The following is a 24,678-nucleotide window of genomic DNA, read 5'->3' on the forward strand; positions in this document are numbered from 1 at the left end:
TTCATAAGCACCGTACTTGTCTAAAATAGGCAGAGTCCCTGTATTCTTTCAAGGGGCCTGACTGGTAAAGTCCGTTCACTTTTTAAATTTCTGCTGGCGAAGTGCTGTCGATGAGAGTGACGAACGCGGCCCATGAATGAAGGTCCATGCCGGTGGTTGACGCCGCGCAAGGATCGATGCGGAATGTTCATCAAGCCTGCTATCGGAAAAGGTTTGCGCCATCCGTGACGACAGATAAGCCAGAGTAGAGCCGGGCCGGTCAATAACTGCAATCGGAAAATTCTGTGCAATTTCGCGCCAACGCTGCCAGTGATGGAAGGAAGCCAGATTGTCAGCCCCCATGACCCAGACAAAATGCACGCCGGGATTGGACTTTCGAATAAGTGCCAGAATATCGGCCGTATAGCGCGTATTGAAAGCCGCCTCCAGTGCTGTCACCTTGATGCGCGGATCATTTGCAACCTGCTCGCTCAGTTGCAAACGTTCAGCAAGCGGTGCCAGTTCGCGTTTATCTTTCAACGGATTTCCGGGCGTAACCATCCACCAGAGCTGGTCCAGTTTCAGCCTGCGAATGGCAATTTCCGCAACCAGCGCATGACCACCATGCGGCGGATTGAACGAGCCGCCAAACAGCCCGACTGTCATGCCCTTTTCAACATAAGGCATCCGCAGGTAATGCGCATCAACGCCCGGATATTTTGCTTTTAATGCAGACAGTCCGAAGCCGAAACGCATCAGCCTCTGACCTGACCATTCCCACGCACACGATATTTGAAAGAAGTCAGTTGTTCGACACCAACCGGCCCACGCGCATGCATCTTGCCAGTCGCAATTCCAATTTCCGCACCCATGCCGAACTCGCCACCATCTGCAAACTGCGTCGAGGCATTATGCAGAAGAATGGCTGAATCAATCTCGTTGAAAAAGCGTGCGACGACCTCCGCATTCTGAGCAATAATCGCTTCTGTATGATGCGAGGAATAGCGATTGATGTGCTCGATCGCCCCTGAAATGCCATCGACCAGCGCAACCGAAATAATCGCATCGAGATATTCGGTTGACCAGTCTTCTTCTGTCGCAGGCTTTGCACTTGCATAAAATGCACGAACGTCTTCACTGCCGCGAATTTCACAGCCCTTTGCCGCCAGATCTTCAAGAATTGGTACAAGATGCGTTTGAGCCACCGCACGATCCACAAGCAATGTTTCGGTGGCACCACAAATACCGGTACGGCGCATCTTCGCGTTCACAGCGATCATACGCGCCATGTCAAGATCGGCAGATTTATCGATATAGAGATGACAGATGCCTTCAAGATGCGCAAAGACCGGAACACGCGCTTCCGATTGTACGCGCGCAACAAGGCTTTTGCCGCCGCGCGGCACGATTACATCAATTGCCCCATTAAGACCTTTGAGCATTTCACCAACGGCCGCACGATCCGTCACCGGCACGATCTGGATAGCATCAGCAGGCAGTTCAGCGGCTTCAAGCCCTGCGACAAGCGCTTCATGAATAGCTTTTGAAGAATGCGCTGAATCCGAACCACCACGCAAAATCACGGCATTACCGGCCTTAAGGCATAAAGCACCGGCATCGGCTGTCACATTGGGACGACTTTCATAAATCACGCCAATAACACCAAGCGGCGTACGGACACGCTCAATGTGAAGACCATTCGGACGCTCCCACGCGGCAATAACTTCACCAACAGGATCATTCAATGAAGCAATGGCGCGAATACCGTCGGCAATTGCCTGGATACGGCTGTCATCAAGTGTCAGCCGATCGACAAATGAAGCTGCCATGCCATTTTCAGCAGCATTGGCTAGATCAAGCCTGTTTGCTTGCAAAATGGCATCCTTGCTTGCAACTATCCTGTCGGCAGCAGCAAGCAGGGCTTTGTTTTTCTGTTCAGGCGAAGCGATGGAAAGCGGAGCCGCTGCCTGGCGGACTTTACGGCCAACTTCTGCCATAATGGCTGTGATGTCAGTTGCGGCGTCCACTTTGTTCAGCATCCTTGACCTCTTATACTTCTTCCATTTTGGTGGCGGCCATTTCCCGTACCACCATATCATCGCGATGGATCATTGCACTGCGTGCATCATAACCAAGAATGGAAGTGATCTCATCGCTTTTATGACCGGCAATTTTACGCGCATCCCCGGCATCATATGCAATCAGGCCACGGGCAATTTCACGTCCGTTTTCTGTAAGCACGGCGATCGTATCGCCACGCTCAAAATGGCCTTCAATTCCTTTTACACCGGCAGGCAAAAGTGACTTGCCGGATTTCAGGGCTTTCGCCGCCCCTGCATCCACTATCAGTCGGCCTGCAGGTTCCAGATTGCCGGAAATCCAGGTCTTCCATGCACTGACCGGCGTATGGGACGGCTCAAACAAGGTCGCCCGTTCTCCGCGATCAATCGCAGAAAGAGGGGCCAGCCGCGTACCGGAAGTGATAATCATCGCTGTGCCGGCAGCATTGGCAATCTTGCCCGCATCAAGCTTTGTTTTCATGCCACCCCGTGAAAGCTCAGAAGCAGCAGCACCGGCCATAGCTTCGATCTGCGGAGTAATCGCAGTCACCAGAGGCAGGAACTCGGCGTCCGGATTCTTATGTGGCGGTGCGGTATAAAGCCCGTCAATATCTGAAAGCAGGATCAGAAGATCGGCCCCCATCATGGTCGCAACACGGGCCGCCAGACGGTCATTGTCGCCATAACGAATTTCAGTTGTAGCGACCGTATCATTCTCATTGATGATCGGGACTGCACCAAGTTTGAGCAAGGTTGCAATCGTTGCACGTGCATTAAGATAGCGCCTGCGCTCTTCCGTGTCCGAAAGTGTCACAAGAATCTGGCCCGACTTGATGCCATGACCGCCCAGAACATCAGCATAGGCTTTAGCGAGCGCTATCTGACCTGCCGCTGCCGCTGCCTGACTTTCTTCAAGCTTGAGCGATTTTTTCGGCAGACCAAGCACAGTACGCCCCAGTGCAATAGCACCGGACGAAACCACCAGAATTTCAACACCGGCGTGATGCAATGCCGCGATGTCATTGCCCAGGCTCTCAAGCCAGTTTTGTTTCAACCCCGCTGAACGATCCACCAGAAGGGCAGACCCGATTTTAATCACAATGCGGCGATAGTCCTTGAGTTGTTTGAGCATAAATTCAGTTCCTGCACCGCATCCTCAACTTTTAGTCGTCTTCAACAACACCGGCTTCACGTGCGCGGCTTTGATCAATGACAGCTGCCAGTTGCCGCAACACATCATTCAGACCTTCATGGCTAACCGCAGAAAGCAGCATCGGCTCGCGTCCGCAAGCTTCCTTGAGCGCCTTCATCTTTGCCTTGCGTGCATCCGGGTCAAGCGTATCGACCTGTGACAATGCAACGATTTCCGTCTTCTCGGACAGACCATGTTCATAGGCTTCCAGTTCACCGCGAATAACTGTGTAAGCCTTTGCCACATCTTCTTCCTGCGCAGATACCAGATGCAGCAAAACACGGGTGCGCTCGACATGACCAAGGAAGCGGTCGCCCAAACCAACGCCTTCACTTGCCCCCTCAATCAGACCCGGAATATCAGCAATAACAAACTCACGTGCATCAACTCGCGCAACGCCAAGATTTGGATGCAGCGTCGTGAAAGGATAATCGGCAATTTTCGGCTTTGCAGCAGTCACACTTGCCAGAAAGGTCGATTTACCTGCATTCGGCAAACCAACAAGACCGGCATCGGCGATCAATTTGAGGCGCAGACGGATAGTCCGCTCAATCCCCTCCTGTCCCGGATTGGCACGGCGCGGCGCACGATTGGTAGAAGTCGTAAAATGCAGATTGCCAAAACCACCATTGCCGCCCTTGGCCAAACGATAACGCTGGCCGACTTCGGTAATATCGCAAATCAGTGTTTCATCATCTTCTTCAAAAATCTGTGTGCCGACCGGCACTTTAAGGATGACATCATCACCCTTGCCACCGGTCATGTTACGACCCATGCCATGCATACCGGTCTTGGCCCGAAAATGCTGCTGATAACGATAATCGATCAAAGTATTGAGGCCATTAACCGCCTCTACCCAGACATCACCACCGCGTCCGCCATCACCACCATCAGGGCCACCAAATTCAAGAAACTTCTCGCGGCGGAACGATACGGCCCCTGCCCCGCCATTGCCGGAGCGGATATAGATCTTGGCCTGATCGAGAAATTTCATTGAACTTTACCTCTTGCGACGCAATAGAGCTTGATCGATGCGTCTTGAATTTTGGGATTGCGCACAATCTCGCGCAATCCGATTTGCAATTACAGCAAAACCCCTGCCCTGCAAACAGCAGAAACATAAGGTTTTCAGCTTAAATTCAGTTTCCACACCGGATCACTGAAATCAACAAAGAGCAATTCCTGATCCCGATACGGCCCTTTTTATAAAGCGACTTCTGCTCAATATCATAACAGCATAAATATCGCTCATTATAGTCCCCGATCTTCAGCAGCCCTGCGGCTTGAACGCAGGGCTGCATTTAAATTATGACTGCCAGCTTCTCAGTCCCGTCCATGTCCGCCGGTCAAGAATATAATGCTCGACAGAAACGTTCCCGGCAGCAAGCGAATCCAGCATACCCATTCCACTAAACTGAAAACCACATTTATGGATAACGCGACGCGATCCATCATTGCTGGCGCGACATGAAACATGCAGCCGCTCTATTGGCGTGGCCCTGAAAGCCAGATCAATCAACGCATGGGCGGCTTCTGTAGCAAAGCCATGTCCCCAATAAGGCTCGCCCAGCCAGAAGCCGATCTCCAGACCTTCGCCATGTTTGTGCGGATGGATGCCACAACACCCCATAAATATACCAGTTTCAGCCTGGGTAATCGCGTAAATGCAATTGCCCATCTCGCCTTTTCGCACGCGCACGACAAAATCGACGGCATTTGCGCGGGTGTATGGATGAGGCATACGGGCGAGCATGGCGGCGACGCGGGCGTTATTGGCAAGATAGGAAATTGCATCCACATCTTCAGTATGGGGCAAGCGCAGAACCAGCCTGTCCGTGACAAGGACAGGGCAATCCAGCTGCTCTGCCAATCCGGGCGAGAGATCAGCATAGCTCGACTCCCGCTCGCTACATCTCTCGTGATATTCTTCTTCTAAAGCTTCAACGACCATTTATCTGTCCTCCAGATACAAAAAGGGAAGATGGTTGTCCCATCTTCCCTTCGATCTTTTGGCTGGTCGCCATATATACCGGGTCCAATGGGACGCCGGTATTTATGAGTGCCCGGCTTACTCTGCTGCTTCCGCGATCGGGTTAACCGACACGTAAGTACGACCGTTGGCTTTCGTACGGAAAGCAACGGAACCATTGGTGGTAGCAAAAATGGTATGGTCTTTTCCGAGGCCAACATTGGCGCCCGGATGCCACTTCGTGCCACGCTGGCGTACAATAATATTGCCGGCAAGCACAGCTTCACCACCGAACTTCTTTACGCCAAGGCGCTTCGACTCTGAATCGCGACCGTTACGCGACGAACCACCAGCTTTTTTATGTGCCATTGGATTTCTCCTTTAATCTCTTCTACTTACTCAGCCGAATCAGCCTTGGCTGCTGCCTTTTTAGGCGCTGCCTTCTTTGGCTTTGCGGCTTCACCTTCTGCGCTGGCTGCCTTCGGAGCTTTTTTCTCAGCAGCCTTCTTGGAAGGCTTTGCGCCATCAGTAAGGATCTCCGAGATACGGATAGTCGTCTGTTCCTGACGATGCCCGCGGGTGCGCTTCGAATTCTGGCGGCGGCGCTTCTTGAACGCGATAACCTTGCGTGCACGACCCTGCTCAACGACTTCTGCCGTTACCAGTGCGCCCGCAACAACTGGAGCACCGACGGTCGAACCAACCATCAGAACTTCTGCGAATTCTACGATGTCGCCAGCTTCGCCAGCAACTTTTTCAATCTTGATAAGATCATTTGCGGCAACGCGATACTGCTTGCCACCGGTCTTAATGACTGCGAACATTTGTTGTCCTTCCGGTTGTTCGGTCCGGCTCTCATTTCCACGACATTTGCGCCGAAGTGATGGGCCGTCTTTTTATCAGTCGGTTGGTGAGTAGGCTTTATACCCTTGATTACGGCTCCAGAAATCCGAATTTTCGCAATCAAAACAATAGGCGCAGATCGTCCCACGCCTAACGTCTGGTGCTTATAGGTTGTAAGCGAAAGAAAAGTCAAGAATTTTCACGATAGAAAGCAAATTAGCTCTTGTCTAATCGCTTCTGGCTCGTTATTGAGCCGCTACACACTTGGCATTCGCTTTAGATGTTAATTTACGGTGCGACTTTATAGGTTGCTTTACTGTAATGCACAATGCGGAGAGGTGGCTGAGTGGTCGAAAGTACCGCACTCGAAATGCGGCGTGGGGGTAACTCCACCGTGGGTTCGAATCCCACCCTCTCCGCCATTGACTCATTCACTCTCTGTTGATTGCCGCTGAGAAGTGACCCGGTTTGGGGTGAAATTTCCATTTAGAATTGACCCATGTTTGAACCTTCCCTCGTTTGTTTTCCAGCGAGGGCTATGGAGTGATCGACATGGCATTATTGAGCGTTATCCGACGGTGGCATTACCGGGACGAACTATCGATCCGCGAGATTGCCCGACGAACAGGCCTATCGCGGAACACCATTCGCAAGTACTTGCGTCTCAATGGTGTCGAGCCAAAGTTTCAGGTTCCGGACAGACCAAGCAAACTCGACCCATTTTCTGACCGACTGACCACGTGGTTAAAGTCGGAAGATCGCAAACCTCGCAAACAAAAGCGCACGGTGAAGCAGATGCATGCTGACCTTGTCGCTCTGGGCTATGAGGGATCATACAGTCGCGTTGCCACCTTTGCCCGCGAGTGGAAGGCCGATCTTCATATGCACAACCAGACATCGGGCCGGGGTACGTTTGTCCCTTTGAGCTTTGAGCCGGGAGAAGCATTTCAATTCGACTGGTCAGAAGACTGGGCAATTATTGGCAATGAACGGACAAAGCTTCAGGTCGCCCATACCAAGCTAAGTTATTCCAGAGCCTTTATCGTTCGCGCCTATCTCACACAGTCCCATGAGATGCTGTTTGACGCTCACAACCATGCATTCCGAGTGCTTGGTGGTGTTCCACGACGCGGCATTTATGACAATATGCGTACAGCCATCGATAAGGTCGGGCGAGGCAAAGAGCGTGACGTCAATATCCGCTTTCAAGCTATGGCCAGCCACTATCTGTTTGAACCAGACTTCTGCAATCCTGCATCGGGTTGGGAGAAGGGACAGATTGAGAAGAATGTTCAGGATTCTCGGCATCGGTTCTTTCAACCAGCTCCACGATTTGCTTCATTGAATGAATTGAACGACTGGCTGGAGGAACGTTGCAGGTTTTTCTGGGCAACCACAACGCATGGTAAAATGCGCGGCAGCATAGCCGATCTTTGGGCTGAAGAAGTCCAGACTCTTATGCCCGTTTCCCGATCTTTTGATGGCTTTGTCGAATATACCAAGCGTGTATCACCGACCTGCCTCGTTCACTTTGATCGTACGCGTTATAGTGTTCCAGCATCCGTTGCCAATCGTCCAGTAAGCCTGCGTGTCTATCCTGATCTTGTCGTGGTCGCTGCCGAAGGGCAGATCATTTGCGAGCATTCACGCATCTTCAATCGCTCTCACGAAGCACCAGGTCACACCGTCTATGACTGGCGGCACTATTTGTCGGTCATTCAGCGAAAGCCCGGCGCATTGCGCAATGGCGCTCCTTTCACGGAACTTCCTGAAGCGTTTCGCACACTCCAGCTTCATCTGTTGAAGAAGCCGGGCGGCGATAGGGAAATGGTCGATATCCTTTCCCTCGTCTTACAGCATGATGAACAGGCCGTACTTATGGCAGTCGATATAGCGTTGAAGTCGGGAGTGCCGACAAAAACCCATATTCTCAATTTGCTTCATCATTTGGTCGACGGCAAAACTCTCATTCCACCCCCGATTAATGCGCCGCAGGCACTGACCCTTAACAATGAACCCAAGGCCAATGTCGAACGCTACGACACCTTGAGAAAGACGGAGGCTCGTCATGCGTCATAATCCAGCGAGTGGTGCTATCGTTATCATGCTGCGGCAATTAAAGATGCATGGCATGGCACAAGCAGTTGGTGAACTCACCGAACAAGGGTCACCAGCTTTCGAGGCAGCTATTCCAGTTCTGTCACAGCTGCTTAAGGCGGAAACAGCAGAGCGTGAAGTCAGATCAGTTGCCTATCAGCTCAAAACTGCACGCTTTCCAGCCTACCGTGATCTGAACGGCTTTGACTTCGCAAGCAGTGAGATAAACGAGGCATTGGTTCAGCAGCTGCATCGCTGTGACTTTCTCAATGATGCAAACAACATCGTTCTGGTTGGTGGACCCGGCACGGGTAAAACTCATATCGCCACCGCTATTGGTGTCCAGGCGATTGAACACCACCACAAACGCGTCCGGTTCTTCTCAACAGTTGAACTTGTGAATGCACTTGAGCAGGAAAAAGCCCAGGGCAAATCCGGACAGATCGCCAACCGGCTCATTTATTTCGATCTCGTCATTCTTGATGAGCTCGGATATCTACCATTCAGTGCATCCGGTGGCGCGCTTTTATTCCACCTGCTCAGCAGACTTTACGAGCGCACGAGTGTCATAATCACCACCAATCTCAGCTTCAGTGAATGGGCAAGCGTGTTTGGCGACGCCAAAATGACGACTGCATTGCTCGACAGGCTCACCCATCACTGCCACATCCTAGAAACCGGAAATGACAGCTTCAGGTTCAAAAACAGTTCCGCTCAGGAACCAAAACGAGCAAAGGAATACACGAAACTTGACCGTGAATAAAAAACCGAACATTAATTAAAAGGCGGGTCAATTCTCGATGGAAAAACCGGGTCACTTCTCAGCGGCAATCAACAATTATGAGCATTTCAAGCCTTCAACCTTTGCTGCCGGTGTTCAGCAACCGACAGGATTGTTGGCAGTTCGCCTGATTATCGGAGAAACTCAGGAAGAAGCCGAACGGCTGGCAATGCCGATGAGGGTAAGTTTTAAACAGCGTCGCAAAGACAATATTATGCCGCAATACTTACCAACACCGGAAGAAGCTATTGAACTAATGGGCGGATTATTACCTGCGGAAACTACCCCTTGGCCTGCTTATATTATTGGCTCACCTGAACGGATTAAGACTGTAGTTGGGCGCATGCTAAGCGAAACTGGAGCGACTGAGCTGATGGTTCAAGATGTGATCCATGATACAGAATTGCGGATGCGTAATTACGAACTTCTGGCAAAAACCTTTGAATTATAAAACGCTGATTGGAAAAGCTGCGGCGTGCGTAGACATTCATCGCCAGAGTATAAATCACCGATCCAGTTCGAGGCAATGAGCCGAAACTTAGGGCCAGAAATTCTCCAATTTTGAAAGAAAAGTCCACCGAAGCGACATTCTTTCATTATAGAAAAGTACGAAGCAACGGCCTGGTTGTAGACTTCATGAGCTTCTGCTCCAGGCAAGCTTGACTATTTGTCAGAACAATCTGCTAACTTCGAAGACCAATACGCCGTTCGATCCATTCTATTTTCCCAAGAGACTTCGAACTCTGGAGATCCGCCAAGACAACATCTTGCACGCTTTTCGGCAGATCTGCTGCGCGTGGGTGTCCACCTTCTCGGCTAACATGCATCAAGAGTTGCTCGCAAAGCGCCAATATCTCCCCATCGGCATTGAACAGTCTCATGAATACATGCAAGCGTTTGTGATCGGCATCAATCAAAGCCAGTTTTACCTGCAATGTTTCACCGGCATGGCATTCTTTCAAATATGCGATACGACTATCGAGCGTATAGAGCGTGGCATTGCTTGTTGCACGATAAACAGCGTCGATGCCAATTCGATCCATATAAAAGGTTACCGCGTCTGAAAAGACGATTCCATAGGCATAATCGCCCATATGGCCATTGTAGTCTATCCAGTTCGGTGAAACGCTTGTGCGATAAATCGGCAATGCTTCGCTCATGCTCTTTTCCTCCGCTCTAGCCATCCATAGAACTCACCCACGATTCCCTTACGGAAGAGCAGAACGCAAACCATGAAGATGACGCCCGTCACGATCGTTACCGGGAAGTCCGAGGTTGCAAGATAGTTTTGAAGAGCCACCACGAATGCTGCACCGACAATTGGACCAATCAATGTTCCGATGCCGCCAAGCAGCGTCATCAGGATCACTTCACCCGACATCTGCCAGCCAACATCAGTGAGCGTCGCGAACTGGAAGACGAGTGCTTTCATACCGCCTGCAAGACCCGCAAGCGCTGCCGACATGACAAAAGCTGCGAGCTTATAGTGATTAACGGAATAGCCCAGCGACACGGCACGGTTTTCATTTTCGCGCACAGACTTAAGGATCATGCCGAACGGCGAATTGATGATCCGCCAGATTGCAAAAACGCCGATTACAAACACAGCCAGCACAAAATAATACATATTCATCTGCTGATTGAGATCGATGAAGCCAAAGAGATAGCCGCGCGGCACACCCTGAAGACCGTCTTCGCCGTGGGTGAAAGCCGCTTGCAGACAAAAGAAAAAGAACATCTGCGCCAGCGCCAGCGTAATCATCGTTGAATAGATGCCCTGACGGCGAATAGCGAGAAAGCCGATCACGAGACCGAGAACTGCCGCGGCCAACGCTCCAAGCAGAATGCCAATTTCCGGTGTCACCCCCCATACTTTGACTGCATGGGCCGTCATATAGGCGGCACCGCCGAAGAATGCTGCATGGCCAAAGGACAAAATTCCAGTATAGCCGAGCAGCAGATTAAAGGCTGAAGCAAAGAGTGCAAAGCACAACATCTTCATCAGGAAGATCGGGTAGACTATAAACGGCGCTACGATCAATCCGGCAATGGCAATTGCCAGAATAATAGCCGACAAGCTGTTGAGGTTCGGCGTTTTTGCCTGATGATTTGCCGTCGTTACTTTAAGAACAATATCCCTCATATCAGGCCTCCTTCCCGAACAGTCCGGCGGGTCGCACCAGAAGGACGATAGCCATGATAACGAAGACGACAATGCTGGAGGCTTCAGGATAAAACACTTTGGTCAGACCTTCCGCCAGCCCCAGCACATAGCCGGTGATGATAGCGCCAAGGATCGACCCCATACCGCCGACTACGACCACGGCAAAAACCACGATGATGATGTTGGAACCCATCAGCGGGCTGACCTGATAGATGGGGGCTGCCAGAATGCCGGCAAAGCCGGCAAGAGCAGCACCAAGCGCATAAGTGAAGGTGAGAAGCAACGGTACATTGATGCCAAAGGCTTTAACCAATGTGGGGTTTTCAGTGGCTGCACGTAGATAAGCACCAAGCTTGGTCTTCTCAATGAGAAGCCATGTAGCAATGCAAATAACGAGTGACGCCACGACTACCCATGCGCGATAATTGGGCAGGAACATGAAACCGAGATTATTACCGCCTGCAAGTGATGGCGGGACGGCATAGGGTTGACCGGCAGCGCCATAATAATAGCGGAATGTGCCTTCGATCACGAGTGCAAGACCAAAAGTGAACAACAGACCATAGAGATGATCAAGATTATAGAGTCTTGAAAGCGCGACACGTTCGATAATAGCGCCGCCCAGCCCCACGATCAGTGGCGCCAGAATAAGTGCTGGCCAATAACCGATGCCAAAGCCGCTCAAGAGCAGATAACCGACAAAAGCGCCGAGCATATATTGTGCGCCATGCGCAAAATTGATGATGCGCAACAGACCAAAGATAATCGCAAGACCAAGGCTTAGCATGGCGTAGAACGAACCATTGATCAGACCGACAAGCAATTGCCCGAGAAGTGCCTGCAAGGGTATTCCAAAAATCATTGTCATTGTATCAAACTCCCAGAGCTTGCGTGAGTGATGCCATCCGTGCTGGCAACTCGGCGGTTGGGAAGTTTTCCGTTACCACGCCATGATCCATCAGATAAAAGCGATCTGCGACTTTTGCCGCAAAGCGGAAGTTCTGCTCGACGAGAAGCACGGTCATACCGCGCTTTTTGAGCTCCACCAGCACATCGCCGATGCGCTGGATGATAACGGGTGCAAGCCCTTCGGTCGGCTCATCAAGCAGCAGCACTTTCACACCAGTGCGCAGGATACGGGCAATGGCCAGCATTTGCTGTTCGCCACCTGAAAGCTTTGTACCGGGGCTGTTGCGACGCTCGTAGAGATTGGGGAAAAGCTCGTAAATCTCGTCGAGTGACATGACGCCGCTGCCTTTGCCGACAACCGGCGGAAGCAGGAGATTTTCATGCACATTAAGCGTTGCAAAGATGCCGCGTTCTTCCGGCACAAAACCTAGGCCCGTCCGCGCTATGCGATGCAGCGGCACGCGCAAGATGTCTTTGCCATCAAGCGTTATCGTGCCGGTTCGCTTTCGGATAATACCCATGATGGTACGCAGCGTTGTGGTTTTGCCGACACCATTGCGGCCTAACAGCGTGATTGTCTCGCCGGGCCAGATATCGAGATCGACGCCGTGCAGCGCATGGCTTTCACCATACCAGGCATTAAGCCCGCGCACCGAAAGCAGAGGGTGGCCTCTATTCATGTTCAGTTCCCATATAGGCAGTGCGAACGCGCTCATCTTTTGAGACGGTGGCATAATCGCCGGAAGCGAGGATTTCGCCACGTTGCAGCACTGTGACGTGATGGGCGATGTCGGCCACCACTTTGAGATTATGTTCGACCATCAGCACCGCACGATCTTTCGCCACGTCTTTGATGAGGGCTGCAATAGTGTGCACGTCTTCGTGCCCCATGCCTGCCATTGGCTCATCAAGCAGCAGCACTTTCGGATCAAGTGCCAGCGTGGTGGCGATTTCAAGCGCACGCTTGCGGCCATAAGACAAATCCGCAGCCAGCGCATGGCGGGCATCGGCCAGACCAACGCGCTCCAGCAGATCAATCGCTTTTTCATCGAGCTGATCAAGCACAGATAAGGACCGCCAGAACTGTGTTGCCAGACCGCTTGGGCGTTGCAAAGCGACTTTTACATTTTCCAAAACCGTCAAATGTGGAAAGGTAGCGGAAATCTGGAATGAGCGCACCAACCCCATTCTCGCCACTTTGTCGGGGTTGGTCTTGGTAATATTCTCGCCAAGAAGCATAATCTCGCCGCTTGTCGACGGGAGGAATTTGGTAAGCAAGTTGAAAACGGTCGTCTTACCTGCACCATTCGGCCCGATCAGGGCATGAACACGGGCGTGCTCCACATCTAGATCGACATTCTTCACCGCATGAAAGCCGCCAAACAACTTGCCCAATCCACGCGCCGAAAGAACAGTCCCTGACAGGTCTGCTTCTCGCGGAGCCGTGGTATTCTCAATTGCTGTGTTCATCCCATCACACCCTTATTGCGTGACCAAAGGGCAGCCGCCTTTATCAAGCGGACGGAATGCTTCTTCGCCTGGAATGGTTTTGAGCACCTTGTAATAGTCCCATGGACCTGTGGATTCTTCAGGTGTCTTGACCTGTACCAGATACATGTCATGCACCATGCGACCATCCGCACGGAGTTTTGCATTGCGGGCGAAAAAATCATTGATGTCCATGCCACGCATCTGGTCGAGAACAGCTTTCCCGCCCGTTGACTTAGCAGCTTCTGCGGCTTTGAGAAAATTCATGACGGAGGAATAGACCCCGGCATGAACCATGGTCGGCATCTTACCGCCCATCCGCGCACCAAAGCGCTTTGACCATTCACGGGACTGGTCGTCATAGTCCCAATAGAACCCGGTGGTCAGCGTAAGCCCCTGAGCTGTTTCCAGTCCGACACTGTGAATATCAGAGAGGAATAACAACATACCTGCAATACGCTGGCCGCTTTGCGATATGCCATATTCATTGGCCTGCTTAAGCGCCGTCATGGTGTCACCCGACGAATTTGCGAGCGCAATTACGTCGGCACCCGATGCCTGTGCCTGCAACAGAAATGAAGAGAAATCGGTCGTTTCGCGCGGATGGCGTACAGAGCCGACAACTTCCCCACCGCTGGCTTTGACAGCTTCAGCAGTATCACGCTCAAGAGCATGGCCAAATGTGTAATCAACGGTAATGAAATACCATTTTTTTCCGCCTTCCTGCGTAACAGCGCGGCCTGTACCATTTGCCAGTGCATAGGTGTCCCATGTCCACTGAGCGGTGGTTGGCGAACAGGCCTTACCTGTCAGGTCAGATGACCCAGCGGTAGAAGCAAGAAAGGCAATATCCTTGTCACGGGTGATTTCCTGCACGGCCATTGCCACGGAAGATGTCGGCACATCGATAATGGCCTTGACGTTCTGCTCATCAATCCAGCGCCGAGCAAGCGTCGAACCAATATCTGGCTTATTCTGGTGATCACCGACGATCACTTCAATTGTCTCACCATTCAGCTTGCCGCCAAAATCTTCAACCGCCATTTTCGCGGCGACTACTGAGCCCTCGCCTGCAAGATCAAAATTCATGCCCGACATGTCTGTGAGAACGCCAAGCCGCACCGGCTCAGAAAGAGCCGGACTTGCGCTGATCATTGCCGCCAGAGCGGCTGTCACTATGAATGCTTTCATTTGAGTGTCTCCTCCACACTTTTATTGGTCAGCTTACCTCGCTGACCGTCTCCCCGATTATTTTTGCCAGCAAAAACTGATCAGCTTCGTAGCCATTTGCCCAATTGGTGCGATATCTGGAATCAATAGCCTGTTTAGACATGCGCAGCGCTAAAGGCGGGCACTCAAGGATCGTGCCAGCCAAAGCTTTCGCCGCCGACAATGCAGCTCCATCCGGCGCGATCTCATCGCACAGACCAAGGGGCAACGCGCTTTCACCTGAAACACGCTCACCGGTAAACAGCAATCGTTTGGTTTTTGAAGGCCCGATAAGTCCGCTTAACAACGGCAAGCCACCCCAGCCCAGCGTCATGCCAAGACGCACTTCCGGGAACTGGAAAAAAGCACTTTCCGCCATGATACGAAAATCAGCGGCAAGCGCGAGAATACCGCCACCGCCAACTGCCGGACCTTCCACCGCTGCAATAGTCACCTGTGGCAAACTGCGCCATCGCTCGCACATGCGCCCACCTTGAGCCATCGCATTATGACGGGTGACAGCATCCGCCTCAGGACGCCAAAGCAAATCATCCTTCAAATCCACTCCGCCGGAAAAACGCGACTGCGTTCCGCTGAGGATAACAACTTGAATCCCAACATCCACTGAAAGCTCGTCTGCCGCCGCAATCAGCGCATTGATAGCTTCATCATTGAGCGCATTGGCCTTCGCGCCGCGATCATAAGTAACGACAGCGAGGGGGCCTTCGCGCAGGATATCCACAATGGCCATTTCAATCCTCCCAATCGAATTCAGCTTTGACATACTACCGAGTATGTTGCATACTATTTTAGGATTTGCAACTACCCTCTTTTGAAGGTTTAGTCGCAAGCCGGGCAGGAGGATTTCTAAATATGACGGCAGACCAGCGCGCACTAAACCACAACTATTCGGTGTTAAGATACATTCTTGATCGTTTTGCTGCAGAGCGCCCTACAGCACCCTTCGTTCACTTCTGGCCATCGGCCGAATGGGACTATCAGACGATGCGGGATCATGTTCGTCGCCGTGCAGCAACATTGCAATTGCATGGCGTGAAGCGCGGGGATCACGTTCTTTGTTTCATGGGCAATGGCGAAGAACTGCTGACCACATGGTTTGCGATCAATTATATCGGAGCGGTCTATGTGCCCATTAATACGGCTGCCCTTGGCCGCCCGCTTGAACATATTCTGGACGATGCCGACGCCAGACTGATGGTTGCGCAAGCCGCTCTCGTGCCGCGCCTAGAGAGTATCAATCCGGGCAAGTTAAAGAAAGTTCTGGTCGTTGAAGGCTCTTGCGACTGCAGCGTTGAAGGCACGGAAATCTTATCGCTGAGCGACGTGACTGCTGTGTCCGAAAATGAGCTTATGCTCGAAAAACCAATCGAGCCATGGGACACGATGGCCATTATGTACACCTCCGGCACAACAGGAAACGCCAAGGGTGTGGTGACGTCTTATGTGCAGCTCTATACCATGGGGCCTGATGCATTTGATTGCGTGGATGAAACAGATCGCTGCATGATCTGCGGCCCGATCTTCCATTGTGGCTCAACGCTTTATGTCTATGCCATGCTGGCACGCGGGCTTTCGATAGGCATGATGCGTGAGTTTAAGACGCAGCATTTCTGGCAGGCTATCCAGGATACAAACTCAACTTATTGTCTGCTGCTTGGCGTGATGGCGAGTTTCCTTCTTAAACAACCACCGACCCCGGAAGATCAGAACCATCCACTGCGCCGCGCATTTATCACTCCCTTTGGCGAAGACGGCCCATTATTTGCCAGCCGGTTCGGAGTGGATGCCTGGACCATCTATAATATGACCGAAATTGCCAGCCCACTTGTTGCGGGGCCAGGCATTACGCAAAAGGGAATCGCCGGAAAGCCGCGGCCATGGTATGAGCTTCGTATCGTTGATGAGAACGATATTGAAGTGCAGGACGGCACTGCCGGCGAACTGATTCTCCGTTCGAGCCGCCCATGGGCTTTAATGAAGGGCTATTATAATAATCCCGAAGCAACCGTAGAAGCCATGCGCAATGGCTGGTTTCACACCGGAGACAGCTTTCGCAAAGATGAAAATGGCGTCTATTTCTTCGTTGATCGCCTGAAAGACGTCATCCGACGGCGTGGCGAAAATATTTCCTCCTTCGCCTTGGAAGCTGAGGTGCTTTTCCACGACAGCGTTAAAGAATGCGCGGCTATCGCAGTGCCAAGTGAATTGAGCGAGGATGAAGTTCTTATCGCCGTAACGCCTGTCGAGGGACAGAAAATCGTTGCCAGAGAACTGCTGGATTTTCTAGCAGGTCGCCTACCCCGTTTCATGGTGCCTCGCTATGTGCGAATTTTGGAATCCCTTCCCAAAACCTCGAGCGGTAAAATCCAGAAGCATATACTACGCAACGAAGGCATTACCAAAGATACGATCGATCGCGAGTTCAATGTGAAGCGCGCAAGCTGATCTCTCAAAATCGAAAGACCTGAACCATCATGGAAAACTTCGTTTTCAACACAACGCCATCTATCGTTCAACAAAGCGGTGGGCTGGCAAAAATTGTCGAGATTGCCGGGCATTTGTTGGGCAAGCGCGTTATTATCGTGACCGACAAGGGATTGCGCAAGCTCGGATTGCTGAGCCCGGCCACAAACGCATTGGAGCAAGCAGGCATCGCCGTTTCGATCTTCGATGATGTACAGGCCGACCCACCGGAAAGCAATGTTCTGACACTGAAAGACCGGATTGTCGCCCATGAAGCAACTGGCGTCCTCGCCATTGGGGGTGGCTCATCAATGGATGTTGCAAAGGTTGCTGCCCTGCTGGCAAGAAGCGGTGAAACGCTGAACGACATTTATGGCATCAACAACGCGCGTGGACCACGCCTGCCGCTTGTGCTGGTGCCAACGACCGCGGGAACGGGATCGGAAGTCACACCAATATCGATCATCACCACCGGAGTATCGGAGAAGAAAGGTGTGGTCTCACCTCTTCTGCTGCCGGACATGGCTCTTCTTGATGCGGATTTGACCGTCGGTTTACCAGCTGCCGTCACCGCCGCAACCGGCATCGATGCAATGGTGCATGCTATCGAGGCTTATGCTTCGGCTTCCGCCAACAACAACCCTTTGTCGCGCTCGCTGGCACGCAACGCCCTGCAACTGCTCGGCAGCAATATCCGAACTGCTGTGTTTGAGGGCGGCAACCGCGACGCTCGCGCCGCCATGCTGCTCGGCTCGCTGCTTGCAGGTCAGGCCTTTGCCAATTCTCCTGTTGCTGCTGTGCATGCCCTCGCCTACCCGATTGGCGGGCATTTTCATGTGCCGCACGGCTTGTCCAATGCGCTCGTACTTACGCATGTGCTGCGCTTCAACCTACCGGAAGCGAGCCACATTTATGCGGAAATTGCAGCAGATGTTTTCCCGGAACTTGTTGCAGTATCAACAGAAAAACGTGCTGAAGCCTTTGTCGAAAAGCTGGCAGACCTCAGCCGTGAACTCGGTGTGCCACAGACTTTACGCGAAGTGAATATCACGGAAGATGACCTGCCCCAGCTTGCGCGCGACGCCATGAAACAGACGCGCCTTCTGGTCAACAATCCACGCAAGGTAACCGAGGCGGATGCCTTGGCGATTTATAAGGCCGCATATTAATAGGAACACAGGCAACCTTATGAAAAAGGCCGGTTTTCACCGGCCTTTTTCGTTTCAATCAACAAATTTCAAACAAGCCAGCAGCACCCATACCGCCGCCGATGCACATGCTCACCACAACATAGCGTCCATTGCGCCGTTTACCTTCGATGAGGGCATGCCCGGTCATTCGCGCACCCGACATTCCATAGGGATGGCCAATCGAAATAGCGCCGCCATTCACGTTCAGTTTTTCATTATCGATGCCAAGCCTGTCGCGGCAATAAAGTACCTGCGCCGCAAAGGCTTCATTCAACTCCCACAGATCGATATCATCGACCGTCAGGCCATGCAATTTGAGCAGTTTCGGCACGGCATAAACAGGGCCGATACCCATCTCGTCGGGTTCACATCCGGCTACAGCCATACCCCGATATATACCGAGCGGCGAAAGGCCCCGCTGTTCCGCCTCCTTCGCTTCCATCAGCACGGAAGCCGAGGCCCCGTCCGACAATTGCGATGCGTTACCAGCGGTAATAAAGCTCCCCTGTGCTAAAGCCTGACCACCGGAAAAGACCGGCTTCAATCCCCGCAAGCCTTCCAGTGTGGTTTCAGGACGGTTGCCTTCGTCCATCGCCAGCTCAATGCTTTTCTCGGATATCTCGCCCGTAATCTTGTCCTTGACAAGCATTGTAGACTGAAGCGGGACAATCTCGTCGTTCAGGCGACCTGCTGCCTGTGCTGCCGCAGTGCGCTGCTGCGATTGCAGCGCATATTCATCCTGCGCTTCACGCGATATACCATAACGCGCCGAAACGATCTCCGCCGTCTCGATCATGCTCATATAGGTAGCGGGCAGATGCTCCCTCAGCCACGGATCGCGCCAACGATAAACGTTCATATGCTCGTTCTGCACCAGCGATATCTGCTCCACGCCACCGCCAATGGCAATCGTCATACCATCGCCGGTGATCTGTTTGGCGGCTGTTGCGATAGCCATCAGCCCCGATGCGCATTGACGATCCATCGACTGACCCGGAACTGAAGCCGGAAGGCCAGCCCGCAACAAGGACGTGCGGGCGATATTCATGTGGGTCGTGCCTTGCTGAAGCGCAGCACCGAGGACAACATCCTCTACTTCCGCACCATGGATGCCCGCCCGCTTGACCGCAGCGGCAATCGCGTGACCCGCCAACTCTGGCGCAGTCGTGTCGTTGAAGGCTCCACGATAGGCTTTGCCAATCGGCGTACGCGCAGTTGATATAATTACAGCTTCTCTCATCAGAGCTCCTCCACTGGCGCTGGAACGTAAAGCCTTTCGGCCAGTTCTCTCAGTTCCGGAGTAAGCGGAACAGGTCGCCGCGTGTCTCGATCTACATAGACATGCACATATTCACTTATAGCAGCGGTCAGCTCTTCACCATCCTTGAAGATGCCGAACCCCCACAGCAGACTGGTATTGCCGATATGCTCGACACGAACCCCAACAACGATATTGTCAGGATAGGAAATCTCGGAGAAATAATTTGTTGAATTGCGTGCAACGATACCAATGGGAGTGGAACCACTCAGCTCCAGAGCACCAGACGCAATAAGCGACCGGTTCAATGCTGCATCGCAATATTGCATATAGATGACATTGTTGACATGTCCATAAATGTCCATGTCGCTCCAGCGCGTCTGCATCTCATAGAACTCCCGATAGGCTGACCGAGCTTCAACCTTTGGACGGGCTTTGGAGGTTGTCATTCGATAACCTCATGATTGCGCGACGCCACGATGATGCGATCCACATGCGCCAAACCGGCCTCGGTCTCAATGAAACTGGACATGTCAGCGATCTTGGTGAAAGCAGCGGCAACGGCTTCCGGCGTTCGCTCGCCTTTCGGTAGATAAACCCCTTCACTTTCTACAATCGCCATACGGGCCACTGTTCCCGCACCAGCCAGAAGCACCGTGCGCTTTGGCGCCTGTTCACTGACGAGGAAGAGAGCCGCAGGAACGACGTTTTCAGGTGCGAGACGTACCAGCATTTCTTCATCCAGCACATCGCCGGTCATGCGCGTTGCAGCAGTCGGAGCAATCGCATTGACATGAATGTCGTATTTCTCTCCTTCAAAATGCAACACATTCATCAGGCCGACGAGTCCCGCCTTGGCCGCACCATAGTTGGACTGGCCGAAATTTCCATAAACACCCGACGTGGAAGTTGTCATCAGAATGCGGCCATAGTTCTGGCCTTTCATGATATCCCACACAGCGCGACTGGCATTGGCCGAGCCAATAAGATGCACATCAACCACAGCGCGAAAATCGGACATTTCCATCTTCGCGAAGCTCTTGTCGCGCAATATCCCAGCATTGTTGATGAGAATATCGATGCGCCCGAATTCTTCGACCGTATGCTTCGCCAGCGCCTGCATGTCTTCGAACTTCGTGACGTTGCCAGCATCGGCAATGGCAACACCGCCATTGGATCTAATTTCCGCAACGACCTTTTCGGCTGCGTGCAATGCGCCGCCAGTACCGTCACGGCTACCACCGAAATCATTCACAACAACTTTTGCGCCGCGTGCTGCCAGTTCTAAGGCATAAGCGCGCCCAAGCCCTCCGCCCGCGCCCGTTACAATAGCAACACGATTTTCATAAGAAATGGCCATGTGATCCTCAACCTACTGTCAGTATAAGCCAATCAGCGACCAGCGCTGGCTTTGCTTCGTCTTTAATTTCAACAGTCGCTCCAAGGGTCTGGAGCTGGCCATTGCCCTTCAGCTGAACCGATTTCAAATTGAACGCACCACGAATGAAAGAACCTACCTTCACCGGCGCAAGAAAGCGGACTTTGTCGAACCCGTAATTGATTTCAACCGTACTCGCCGCAACCATCGGCAAAACATCACGACTAAACCTGGTCAATAGACCAAGCACTAGAAAACCGTGTGCAATAGTGCCACCAAAAACACTTTCCGTGGCTGCGCGTTCCGGGTCTGTGTGAATAAATTGATGATCATCGATCACATCCGCAAACCGATCCACAAGCTGCTGATCGATCTTGATCCAGTCCGAATACAGGAGCTGGATTTCTGTGTTTGCCGGGAGTTCTGACGCAGCAGAATTAGAACTAATTTCCAAAATTACATCCTCCAAGTGTCGAGAAATAGACGATAGTCACATTAATCAACAACATACTGAGTAGTATGCACTTGAACATAGCTTTGTCTAGTGGCATTTTGGCATCGAAATTTGCTAGGCTAGGCTGCCGCTTACCTATGCATAAATCGGAGTATATAATGGCTGACAGCCGCCGAAATAACCGAACGGACAGTACAGGGAATGTCATAATCCTGGAAACCGCCGCGCAGTGCTTCATGGAGCAAGGCTTCTCCACAACAAGCATTGATGATGTGGCGCGCAGGATGGGGTCGACCAAAGGACGCATTTATCACTACTACTCATCGAAGACGGATTTGTTCTTCGACGTGCATCGCGAAGGTATGGATCGACTGTTCAAGGCTGTCGAACCAATCATGACGATAAACGGCTCGGGACTGCACCGGCTTGAGGAGATGCTCATGGCGCATGCAATCGCCATGATGACCAACGTCGCTTTCGAAGCCGTGGTGGTGCAAGGCGTCCATATGCACAAACTGGCTGCAACCACGCCAGATCAGCGCCGCACACTCAACGAGCTTATTTCCATCCGGCGTCAGTTCGAGGATTTGTTCAAGCAGACTATACGCGACGGGATTGATGACGGCAGTATTCGGGAGGTCGATGTGTCGATAGCTGCCAAAGCAGTACTCGGCGCCATCAACTGGTTGTCCATCTGGTATCAGCCGAGAAGCATTCAAACTGAGAACGACAAAGTTACCTTGGCCAAAGAGATCGTAACTATCCAGATAAATGGGCTTCGCCGATTCAATTAAGTATTGCGGTGTAGAAAAATCCTGATGCTTCTTAGATGAATCACGCCCTCAGTATGTCAGTCAAAAACCACTCACCGTTGTAGACACTGAGATGTCAGACCTTACCAAAGAAACGGCGGTGATCAGTTGCAATATCGCACTATAGAGGGCAATCGGTGACGCTGGCAGGCCGAGCGAGATTGGAATTTTTATATCGAAGCACTCGACTAGCGCTCCGCCATTCCATAGACTATGTCGGCTTCCGGGAACTCTCAAGCATAGGTCAAACGGCCAATATAAAGCTCAAAACGGTCGTATTATTAAGGACAATGCCCTCTTATTATTCCTAATTACGACCATAATCTAATTTTTACTATAAAGTATAAAGTATATATCCATCCGCATTGGAATTAATAGAAAAATTCTTCAATCCAGCAGTCTCTGGATTGCGCATAGAAATGGATCAGTTCAATATCTGGAGCTCAAACAACTTTGCAATACTATTGAAACAGGCTCCGGCATTTACCGGAGCCCATAAGCTTTTAATCGCGTTTCGCTTCCCAACCTTGATAGTCATCAACATTATCACGCGTGACCAGCTTTGAATCTAACAATACGATAGGCTGCTCCGGCTTTTCACCATTTAACGCTTTGAAGCCGAGCTCAACAGCTGTACGGGCCATCATGTAGGGATCCTGACTGGCTGTAGCCTGGATAGACATATTTGCTGGATTCTTCAGCTCCACCTCAAGGTCTGGTGCACCATCAACAGATGCAATAATAATACCCTCACGTCCAAGCTGTTTCATGGCAAGGCTACTGCCAATTGACTGTGGATCTGCGACTGCAAACACCGCATCAATGTTGGGGAACCGTGTCAACTGCGCCTGCATCACCTGCAAACCGCCATCACGTGAACTCTTTCCGTCCTGATCGTCTGACAAGATTTTAATATCTGGATTAGCTGAAAATACCTGCTTGCATCCTTTCACACGATCAATAATCGCAGAATTCTGCGGGCCATTCTGGATAATTACATTCCCTTTTCCGTTAAGCTTGTCAGCGATGAACTGACAGGCCACTTCGCCAGCTTGAACATTATTGGTGGTCACTGTTAAATCTGCTCCCTGAGCAGCGGTATCAACTGAGACCACAATAATTCCAGCGTCTTTGGCCTTCTTGATTGCAGGTGCAAGAGCGCTTGGATCTCCTGGATTAAGCAAGATCATCTGCACACCAGCAGCGATAAAGCTATCGATCTGATCAACCTGCTTATTCAAATCCTGTTCAAAGCCAACAGTCGTCACTTTAACCTCAGGATTAATTTTCTTCGCTTCTGCCTCAGCACCGGATGCCAAAGCCACAAAGAACGGGTTTCCCAGCGAAGCTAGTGAAATACCTATTGATTTCAACTCCGTGGCCGAAGCCATCGAAATACTAAAAGTGAGAAGCGAGGCTGTAGCTAACAATAAACGTTTCATTTCGATGTTCCCCTTTTTTATCATCGGCTTATTGAAATGCCGGAAAGACGGCCGATACATCTCCCACGCAATGTCTTGATCAGGTATGAGCAGAATTTTTCAAACGATATCGGTCAAGCGCGACTGCGCCTATAATCACTAAGCCTTTGATGATGAACTGCCATACATCTGAAACACCAGTCAGGATGAGGCCATTGGATAATACAGCGATAATTAGTGCACCGATCAAGGTGCCCCAAATCGTTCCGACTCCACCCACAAAGCTTGTTCCACCGAGGATGACCGCTGCAATTGCATCAAGTTCATAGCCTTGCCCGAGCTGAAGGCCATTTGCTGCCAGTAGCCTTGTAGAAGACATCACGCCACCTAGCCCGGCAAGAAAACCCGAAGCTACGTAAACAAATAATAGAACAGCCCATACCTTAATTCCTGAGAGACGAGCTGCAACCTCATTGCCGCCAACAGCATAAATACGAACGCCAAGCGCAGTAAATCGCAATATAAACCAGGACACCAATATGACTGCAAAAGCGATAACGGTTAGCCACGAAATGCCAAAGAATGCAGGGCCATTGATAAATGCGAACGGCAAGTCAGGATTAAATACGGTCTTATCAGCACCTAAAAGCCGAGCCAGACCACGGACCGCAGTAAGTGTTCCTAATGTCACAATGAACGGTGGAAGCTTGGCAAACGCTATAAGTGCTCCGTTGATAAACCCTAACACCATACCAAGCAGGATGCCTGCAGGGATGCCAAGATATCCAAAACCGTCTGGAATGAGGGATACCATCACAGCAACCATGGCTGAGGCAGCCAATACAGAGCCTACCGACAGATCAATTCCGCCAGTCAGAATGACAAAGGTCATCCCAGCTGCAAGCACCGTATTGTGAATAGCCCCTAGATTTGTAGACACCTTGTGACTTAAAAAAGAGGCAAGGAGCTTACGATGGGTAAAGCTAATTT

Annotated in this window: 26 protein-coding genes and 1 tRNA gene; 7 read left to right on the forward strand and 20 right to left on the reverse strand. The window is 51.5% G+C overall.

Features of this window, described 5'->3' with window-relative positions; translation table 11 throughout:
* Nucleotides 1-75: 75 nt before the first annotated feature.
* The 7 genes from FHY56_RS11895 to rplU all read right to left on the reverse strand — a co-directional run bounded on the left by FHY56_RS11895 (nt 76) and on the right by rplU (nt 6,024).
* Nucleotides 76-735 (reverse strand): nicotinate-nucleotide adenylyltransferase, encoded by a 660-nt coding sequence (locus FHY56_RS11895; protein WP_140905383.1) that lies wholly within the window; start codon nt 733-735, stop codon nt 76-78.
* A complete protein-coding gene (locus FHY56_RS11900) occupies nt 735-2,018 on the reverse strand; it encodes a glutamate-5-semialdehyde dehydrogenase (protein WP_140905384.1) in 1,284 nt (427 codons plus the stop codon). The genes FHY56_RS11895 and FHY56_RS11900 overlap by 1 nt, the downstream gene beginning before the upstream one ends.
* A 10-nt stretch (nt 2,019-2,028) precedes the next feature.
* The gene (gene proB, locus FHY56_RS11905) at nt 2,029-3,171 is read right to left on the reverse strand and encodes a glutamate 5-kinase (RefSeq protein ID WP_140905385.1); all 1,143 of its coding nucleotides are present in this window, start codon (nt 3,169-3,171) and stop codon (nt 2,029-2,031) included.
* Between the two features lie 31 nt (nt 3,172-3,202).
* On the reverse strand, nt 3,203-4,225 hold the full coding sequence (gene obgE / locus FHY56_RS11910) for a GTPase ObgE (protein WP_140905386.1): 1,023 nt from the start codon (nt 4,223-4,225) through the stop codon (nt 3,203-3,205).
* 312 nt (nt 4,226-4,537) lie between these two features.
* The gene (locus tag FHY56_RS11915) at nt 4,538-5,182 is read right to left on the reverse strand and encodes a GNAT family N-acetyltransferase (RefSeq protein WP_140905387.1); all 645 of its coding nucleotides are present in this window, start codon (nt 5,180-5,182) and stop codon (nt 4,538-4,540) included.
* 117 nt (nt 5,183-5,299) lie between these two features.
* Nucleotides 5,300-5,569 (reverse strand): 50S ribosomal protein L27, encoded by a 270-nt coding sequence (rpmA, locus tag FHY56_RS11920; protein WP_140905388.1) that lies wholly within the window; start codon nt 5,567-5,569, stop codon nt 5,300-5,302.
* Nucleotides 5,570-5,595: 26 nt separating this feature from the next.
* On the reverse strand, nt 5,596-6,024 hold the full coding sequence (gene rplU, locus FHY56_RS11925) for a 50S ribosomal protein L21 (protein WP_140905389.1): 429 nt from the start codon (nt 6,022-6,024) through the stop codon (nt 5,596-5,598).
* A gap of 351 nt (nt 6,025-6,375) precedes the next feature.
* Here rplU and FHY56_RS11930 point away from each other — a divergent pair.
* From FHY56_RS11930 to FHY56_RS11945, 4 genes are all read left to right on the forward strand, one after another.
* A tRNA-Ser gene (locus tag FHY56_RS11930) sits at nt 6,376-6,465 on the forward strand.
* 130 nt (nt 6,466-6,595) lie between these two features.
* The gene (istA, locus tag FHY56_RS11935) at nt 6,596-8,122 is read left to right on the forward strand and encodes an IS21 family transposase (RefSeq protein ID WP_140905390.1); all 1,527 of its coding nucleotides are present in this window, start codon (nt 6,596-6,598) and stop codon (nt 8,120-8,122) included.
* Nucleotides 8,112-8,903, forward strand: coding sequence for an IS21-like element helper ATPase IstB (gene istB / locus FHY56_RS11940; protein WP_140905392.1), 792 nt, complete (start codon nt 8,112-8,114; stop codon nt 8,901-8,903). The genes istA and istB overlap by 11 nt, the downstream gene beginning before the upstream one ends.
* A gap of 37 nt (nt 8,904-8,940) precedes the next feature.
* Nucleotides 8,941-9,372 (forward strand): LLM class oxidoreductase, encoded by a 432-nt coding sequence (locus FHY56_RS11945; RefSeq protein WP_140905393.1) that lies wholly within the window; start codon nt 8,941-8,943, stop codon nt 9,370-9,372.
* Between the two features lie 232 nt (nt 9,373-9,604).
* Here the strand turns inward: FHY56_RS11945 and FHY56_RS11950 are convergent, their stop codons facing one another.
* From FHY56_RS11950 to FHY56_RS11980, 7 genes are read right to left on the reverse strand one after another with little or no spacing between them, the layout of a single operon-like run.
* A complete protein-coding gene (locus FHY56_RS11950; protein WP_158447759.1) occupies nt 9,605-10,081 on the reverse strand; it encodes a thioesterase family protein in 477 nt (158 codons plus the stop codon).
* Complete coding sequence (locus FHY56_RS11955) at nt 10,078-11,064, reverse strand: branched-chain amino acid ABC transporter permease (RefSeq protein WP_140905396.1); 987 nt, start codon at nt 11,062-11,064, stop codon at nt 10,078-10,080. The genes FHY56_RS11950 and FHY56_RS11955 overlap by 4 nt, the downstream gene beginning before the upstream one ends.
* 1 nt (nt 11,065) lies before the next feature.
* Complete coding sequence (locus FHY56_RS11960; protein ID WP_140905398.1) at nt 11,066-11,953, reverse strand: branched-chain amino acid ABC transporter permease; 888 nt, start codon at nt 11,951-11,953, stop codon at nt 11,066-11,068.
* Nucleotides 11,954-11,957: 4 nt separating this feature from the next.
* Complete coding sequence (locus FHY56_RS11965; RefSeq protein ID WP_140905400.1) at nt 11,958-12,674, reverse strand: ABC transporter ATP-binding protein; 717 nt, start codon at nt 12,672-12,674, stop codon at nt 11,958-11,960.
* Nucleotides 12,667-13,464 (reverse strand): ABC transporter ATP-binding protein, encoded by a 798-nt coding sequence (locus tag FHY56_RS11970; RefSeq protein ID WP_140905401.1) that lies wholly within the window; start codon nt 13,462-13,464, stop codon nt 12,667-12,669. Before FHY56_RS11970 ends, FHY56_RS11965 begins: the two co-directional genes overlap by 8 nt.
* A gap of 12 nt (nt 13,465-13,476) precedes the next feature.
* Nucleotides 13,477-14,673 carry an ABC transporter substrate-binding protein gene (locus FHY56_RS11975; RefSeq protein WP_140905402.1) on the reverse strand — a complete coding sequence of 399 codons (1,197 nt, stop codon included), beginning with the start codon at nt 14,671-14,673 and terminating at the stop codon, nt 13,477-13,479.
* 28 nt (nt 14,674-14,701) lie between these two features.
* Nucleotides 14,702-15,442 carry an enoyl-CoA hydratase/isomerase family protein gene (locus FHY56_RS11980; RefSeq protein WP_140905404.1) on the reverse strand — a complete coding sequence of 247 codons (741 nt, stop codon included), beginning with the start codon at nt 15,440-15,442 and terminating at the stop codon, nt 14,702-14,704.
* 122 nt (nt 15,443-15,564) lie between these two features.
* On the opposite strand from FHY56_RS11980, the gene FHY56_RS11985 reads away from it, so the two are divergent.
* Together FHY56_RS11985 and FHY56_RS11990 are read left to right on the forward strand one after the other, a co-directional pair.
* Nucleotides 15,565-17,157 (forward strand): AMP-binding protein, encoded by a 1,593-nt coding sequence (locus tag FHY56_RS11985; RefSeq protein WP_140905406.1) that lies wholly within the window; start codon nt 15,565-15,567, stop codon nt 17,155-17,157.
* Nucleotides 17,158-17,186: 29 nt separating this feature from the next.
* Entirely contained in the window at nt 17,187-18,344 is a 1,158-nt protein-coding gene (locus tag FHY56_RS11990) for an iron-containing alcohol dehydrogenase (protein ID WP_140905408.1), read from the forward strand.
* Between the two features lie 58 nt (nt 18,345-18,402).
* Here the strand turns inward: FHY56_RS11990 and FHY56_RS11995 are convergent, their stop codons facing one another.
* From FHY56_RS11995 to FHY56_RS12010, 4 genes are read right to left on the reverse strand one after another with little or no spacing between them, the layout of a single operon-like run.
* Nucleotides 18,403-19,605: an acetyl-CoA C-acyltransferase gene (locus tag FHY56_RS11995; RefSeq protein WP_140905410.1), complete on the reverse strand. Its 1,203-nt coding sequence runs from the start codon at nt 19,603-19,605 to the stop codon at nt 18,403-18,405.
* Nucleotides 19,605-20,072 carry an acyl-CoA thioesterase gene (locus FHY56_RS12000; RefSeq protein WP_140905412.1) on the reverse strand — a complete coding sequence of 156 codons (468 nt, stop codon included), beginning with the start codon at nt 20,070-20,072 and terminating at the stop codon, nt 19,605-19,607. The genes FHY56_RS11995 and FHY56_RS12000 overlap by 1 nt, the downstream gene beginning before the upstream one ends.
* On the reverse strand, nt 20,069-20,983 hold the full coding sequence (locus FHY56_RS12005; protein WP_140905413.1) for an SDR family NAD(P)-dependent oxidoreductase: 915 nt from the start codon (nt 20,981-20,983) through the stop codon (nt 20,069-20,071). The genes FHY56_RS12000 and FHY56_RS12005 overlap by 4 nt, the downstream gene beginning before the upstream one ends.
* A gap of 7 nt (nt 20,984-20,990) precedes the next feature.
* Nucleotides 20,991-21,449 carry a MaoC family dehydratase gene (locus tag FHY56_RS12010; RefSeq protein WP_235889486.1) on the reverse strand — a complete coding sequence of 153 codons (459 nt, stop codon included), beginning with the start codon at nt 21,447-21,449 and terminating at the stop codon, nt 20,991-20,993.
* A gap of 164 nt (nt 21,450-21,613) precedes the next feature.
* On the opposite strand from FHY56_RS12010, the gene FHY56_RS12015 reads away from it, so the two are divergent.
* Nucleotides 21,614-22,249 carry a TetR/AcrR family transcriptional regulator gene (locus FHY56_RS12015; protein WP_140905416.1) on the forward strand — a complete coding sequence of 212 codons (636 nt, stop codon included), beginning with the start codon at nt 21,614-21,616 and terminating at the stop codon, nt 22,247-22,249.
* Nucleotides 22,250-22,770: 521 nt separating this feature from the next.
* Here the strand turns inward: FHY56_RS12015 and FHY56_RS12020 are convergent.
* Nucleotides 22,771-23,709 carry an ABC transporter substrate-binding protein gene (locus FHY56_RS12020; protein ID WP_140905418.1) on the reverse strand — a complete coding sequence of 313 codons (939 nt, stop codon included), beginning with the start codon at nt 23,707-23,709 and terminating at the stop codon, nt 22,771-22,773.
* Between the two features lie 79 nt (nt 23,710-23,788).
* On the reverse strand, nt 23,789-24,678 hold an 890-nt coding region (locus tag FHY56_RS12025; RefSeq protein ID WP_140905419.1), incomplete at its 5' end, for an ABC transporter permease subunit.

The organism is Brucella gallinifaecis, assembly GCF_006476605.1.
Lineage (GTDB): Bacteria > Pseudomonadota > Alphaproteobacteria > Rhizobiales > Rhizobiaceae > Brucella > Brucella gallinifaecis.

What these genes read in the sequence shown, in the direction of transcription:
- FHY56_RS11895 (WP_140905383.1), bottom strand. Translation starts at nt 735, where the DNA reads ATGCGTTTCGGCTTCGGACTGTCTGCATTAAAAGCAAAATATCCGGGC.
- FHY56_RS11900 (WP_140905384.1), bottom strand. Translation starts at nt 2,018, where the DNA reads ATGCTGAACAAAGTGGACGCCGCAACTGACATCACAGCCATTATGGCA.
- proB (WP_140905385.1), bottom strand. Translation starts at nt 3,171, where the DNA reads ATGCTCAAACAACTCAAGGACTATCGCCGCATTGTGATTAAAATCGGG.
- obgE (WP_140905386.1), bottom strand. Translation starts at nt 4,225, where the DNA reads ATGAAATTTCTCGATCAGGCCAAGATCTATATCCGCTCCGGCAATGGC.
- FHY56_RS11915 (WP_140905387.1), bottom strand. Translation starts at nt 5,182, where the DNA reads ATGGTCGTTGAAGCTTTAGAAGAAGAATATCACGAGAGATGTAGCGAG.
- rpmA (WP_140905388.1), bottom strand. Translation starts at nt 5,569, where the DNA reads ATGGCACATAAAAAAGCTGGTGGTTCGTCGCGTAACGGTCGCGATTCA.
- rplU (WP_140905389.1), bottom strand. Translation starts at nt 6,024, where the DNA reads ATGTTCGCAGTCATTAAGACCGGTGGCAAGCAGTATCGCGTTGCCGCA.
- istA (WP_140905390.1), top strand. Translation starts at nt 6,596, where the DNA reads ATGGCATTATTGAGCGTTATCCGACGGTGGCATTACCGGGACGAACTA.
- istB (WP_140905392.1), top strand. Translation starts at nt 8,112, where the DNA reads ATGCGTCATAATCCAGCGAGTGGTGCTATCGTTATCATGCTGCGGCAA.
- FHY56_RS11945 (WP_140905393.1), top strand. Translation starts at nt 8,941, where the DNA reads ATGGAAAAACCGGGTCACTTCTCAGCGGCAATCAACAATTATGAGCAT.
- FHY56_RS11950 (WP_158447759.1), bottom strand. Translation starts at nt 10,081, where the DNA reads ATGAGCGAAGCATTGCCGATTTATCGCACAAGCGTTTCACCGAACTGG.
- FHY56_RS11955 (WP_140905396.1), bottom strand. Translation starts at nt 11,064, where the DNA reads ATGAGGGATATTGTTCTTAAAGTAACGACGGCAAATCATCAGGCAAAA.
- FHY56_RS11960 (WP_140905398.1), bottom strand. Translation starts at nt 11,953, where the DNA reads ATGACAATGATTTTTGGAATACCCTTGCAGGCACTTCTCGGGCAATTG.
- FHY56_RS11965 (WP_140905400.1), bottom strand. Translation starts at nt 12,674, where the DNA reads ATGAATAGAGGCCACCCTCTGCTTTCGGTGCGCGGGCTTAATGCCTGG.
- FHY56_RS11970 (WP_140905401.1), bottom strand. Translation starts at nt 13,464, where the DNA reads ATGAACACAGCAATTGAGAATACCACGGCTCCGCGAGAAGCAGACCTG.
- FHY56_RS11975 (WP_140905402.1), bottom strand. Translation starts at nt 14,673, where the DNA reads ATGAAAGCATTCATAGTGACAGCCGCTCTGGCGGCAATGATCAGCGCA.
- FHY56_RS11980 (WP_140905404.1), bottom strand. Translation starts at nt 15,442, where the DNA reads ATGGCCATTGTGGATATCCTGCGCGAAGGCCCCCTCGCTGTCGTTACT.
- FHY56_RS11985 (WP_140905406.1), top strand. Translation starts at nt 15,565, where the DNA reads ATGACGGCAGACCAGCGCGCACTAAACCACAACTATTCGGTGTTAAGA.
- FHY56_RS11990 (WP_140905408.1), top strand. Translation starts at nt 17,187, where the DNA reads ATGGAAAACTTCGTTTTCAACACAACGCCATCTATCGTTCAACAAAGC.
- FHY56_RS11995 (WP_140905410.1), bottom strand. Translation starts at nt 19,605, where the DNA reads ATGAGAGAAGCTGTAATTATATCAACTGCGCGTACGCCGATTGGCAAA.
- FHY56_RS12000 (WP_140905412.1), bottom strand. Translation starts at nt 20,072, where the DNA reads ATGACAACCTCCAAAGCCCGTCCAAAGGTTGAAGCTCGGTCAGCCTAT.
- FHY56_RS12005 (WP_140905413.1), bottom strand. Translation starts at nt 20,983, where the DNA reads ATGGCCATTTCTTATGAAAATCGTGTTGCTATTGTAACGGGCGCGGGC.
- FHY56_RS12015 (WP_140905416.1), top strand. Translation starts at nt 21,614, where the DNA reads ATGGCTGACAGCCGCCGAAATAACCGAACGGACAGTACAGGGAATGTC.
- FHY56_RS12020 (WP_140905418.1), bottom strand. Translation starts at nt 23,709, where the DNA reads ATGAAACGTTTATTGTTAGCTACAGCCTCGCTTCTCACTTTTAGTATT.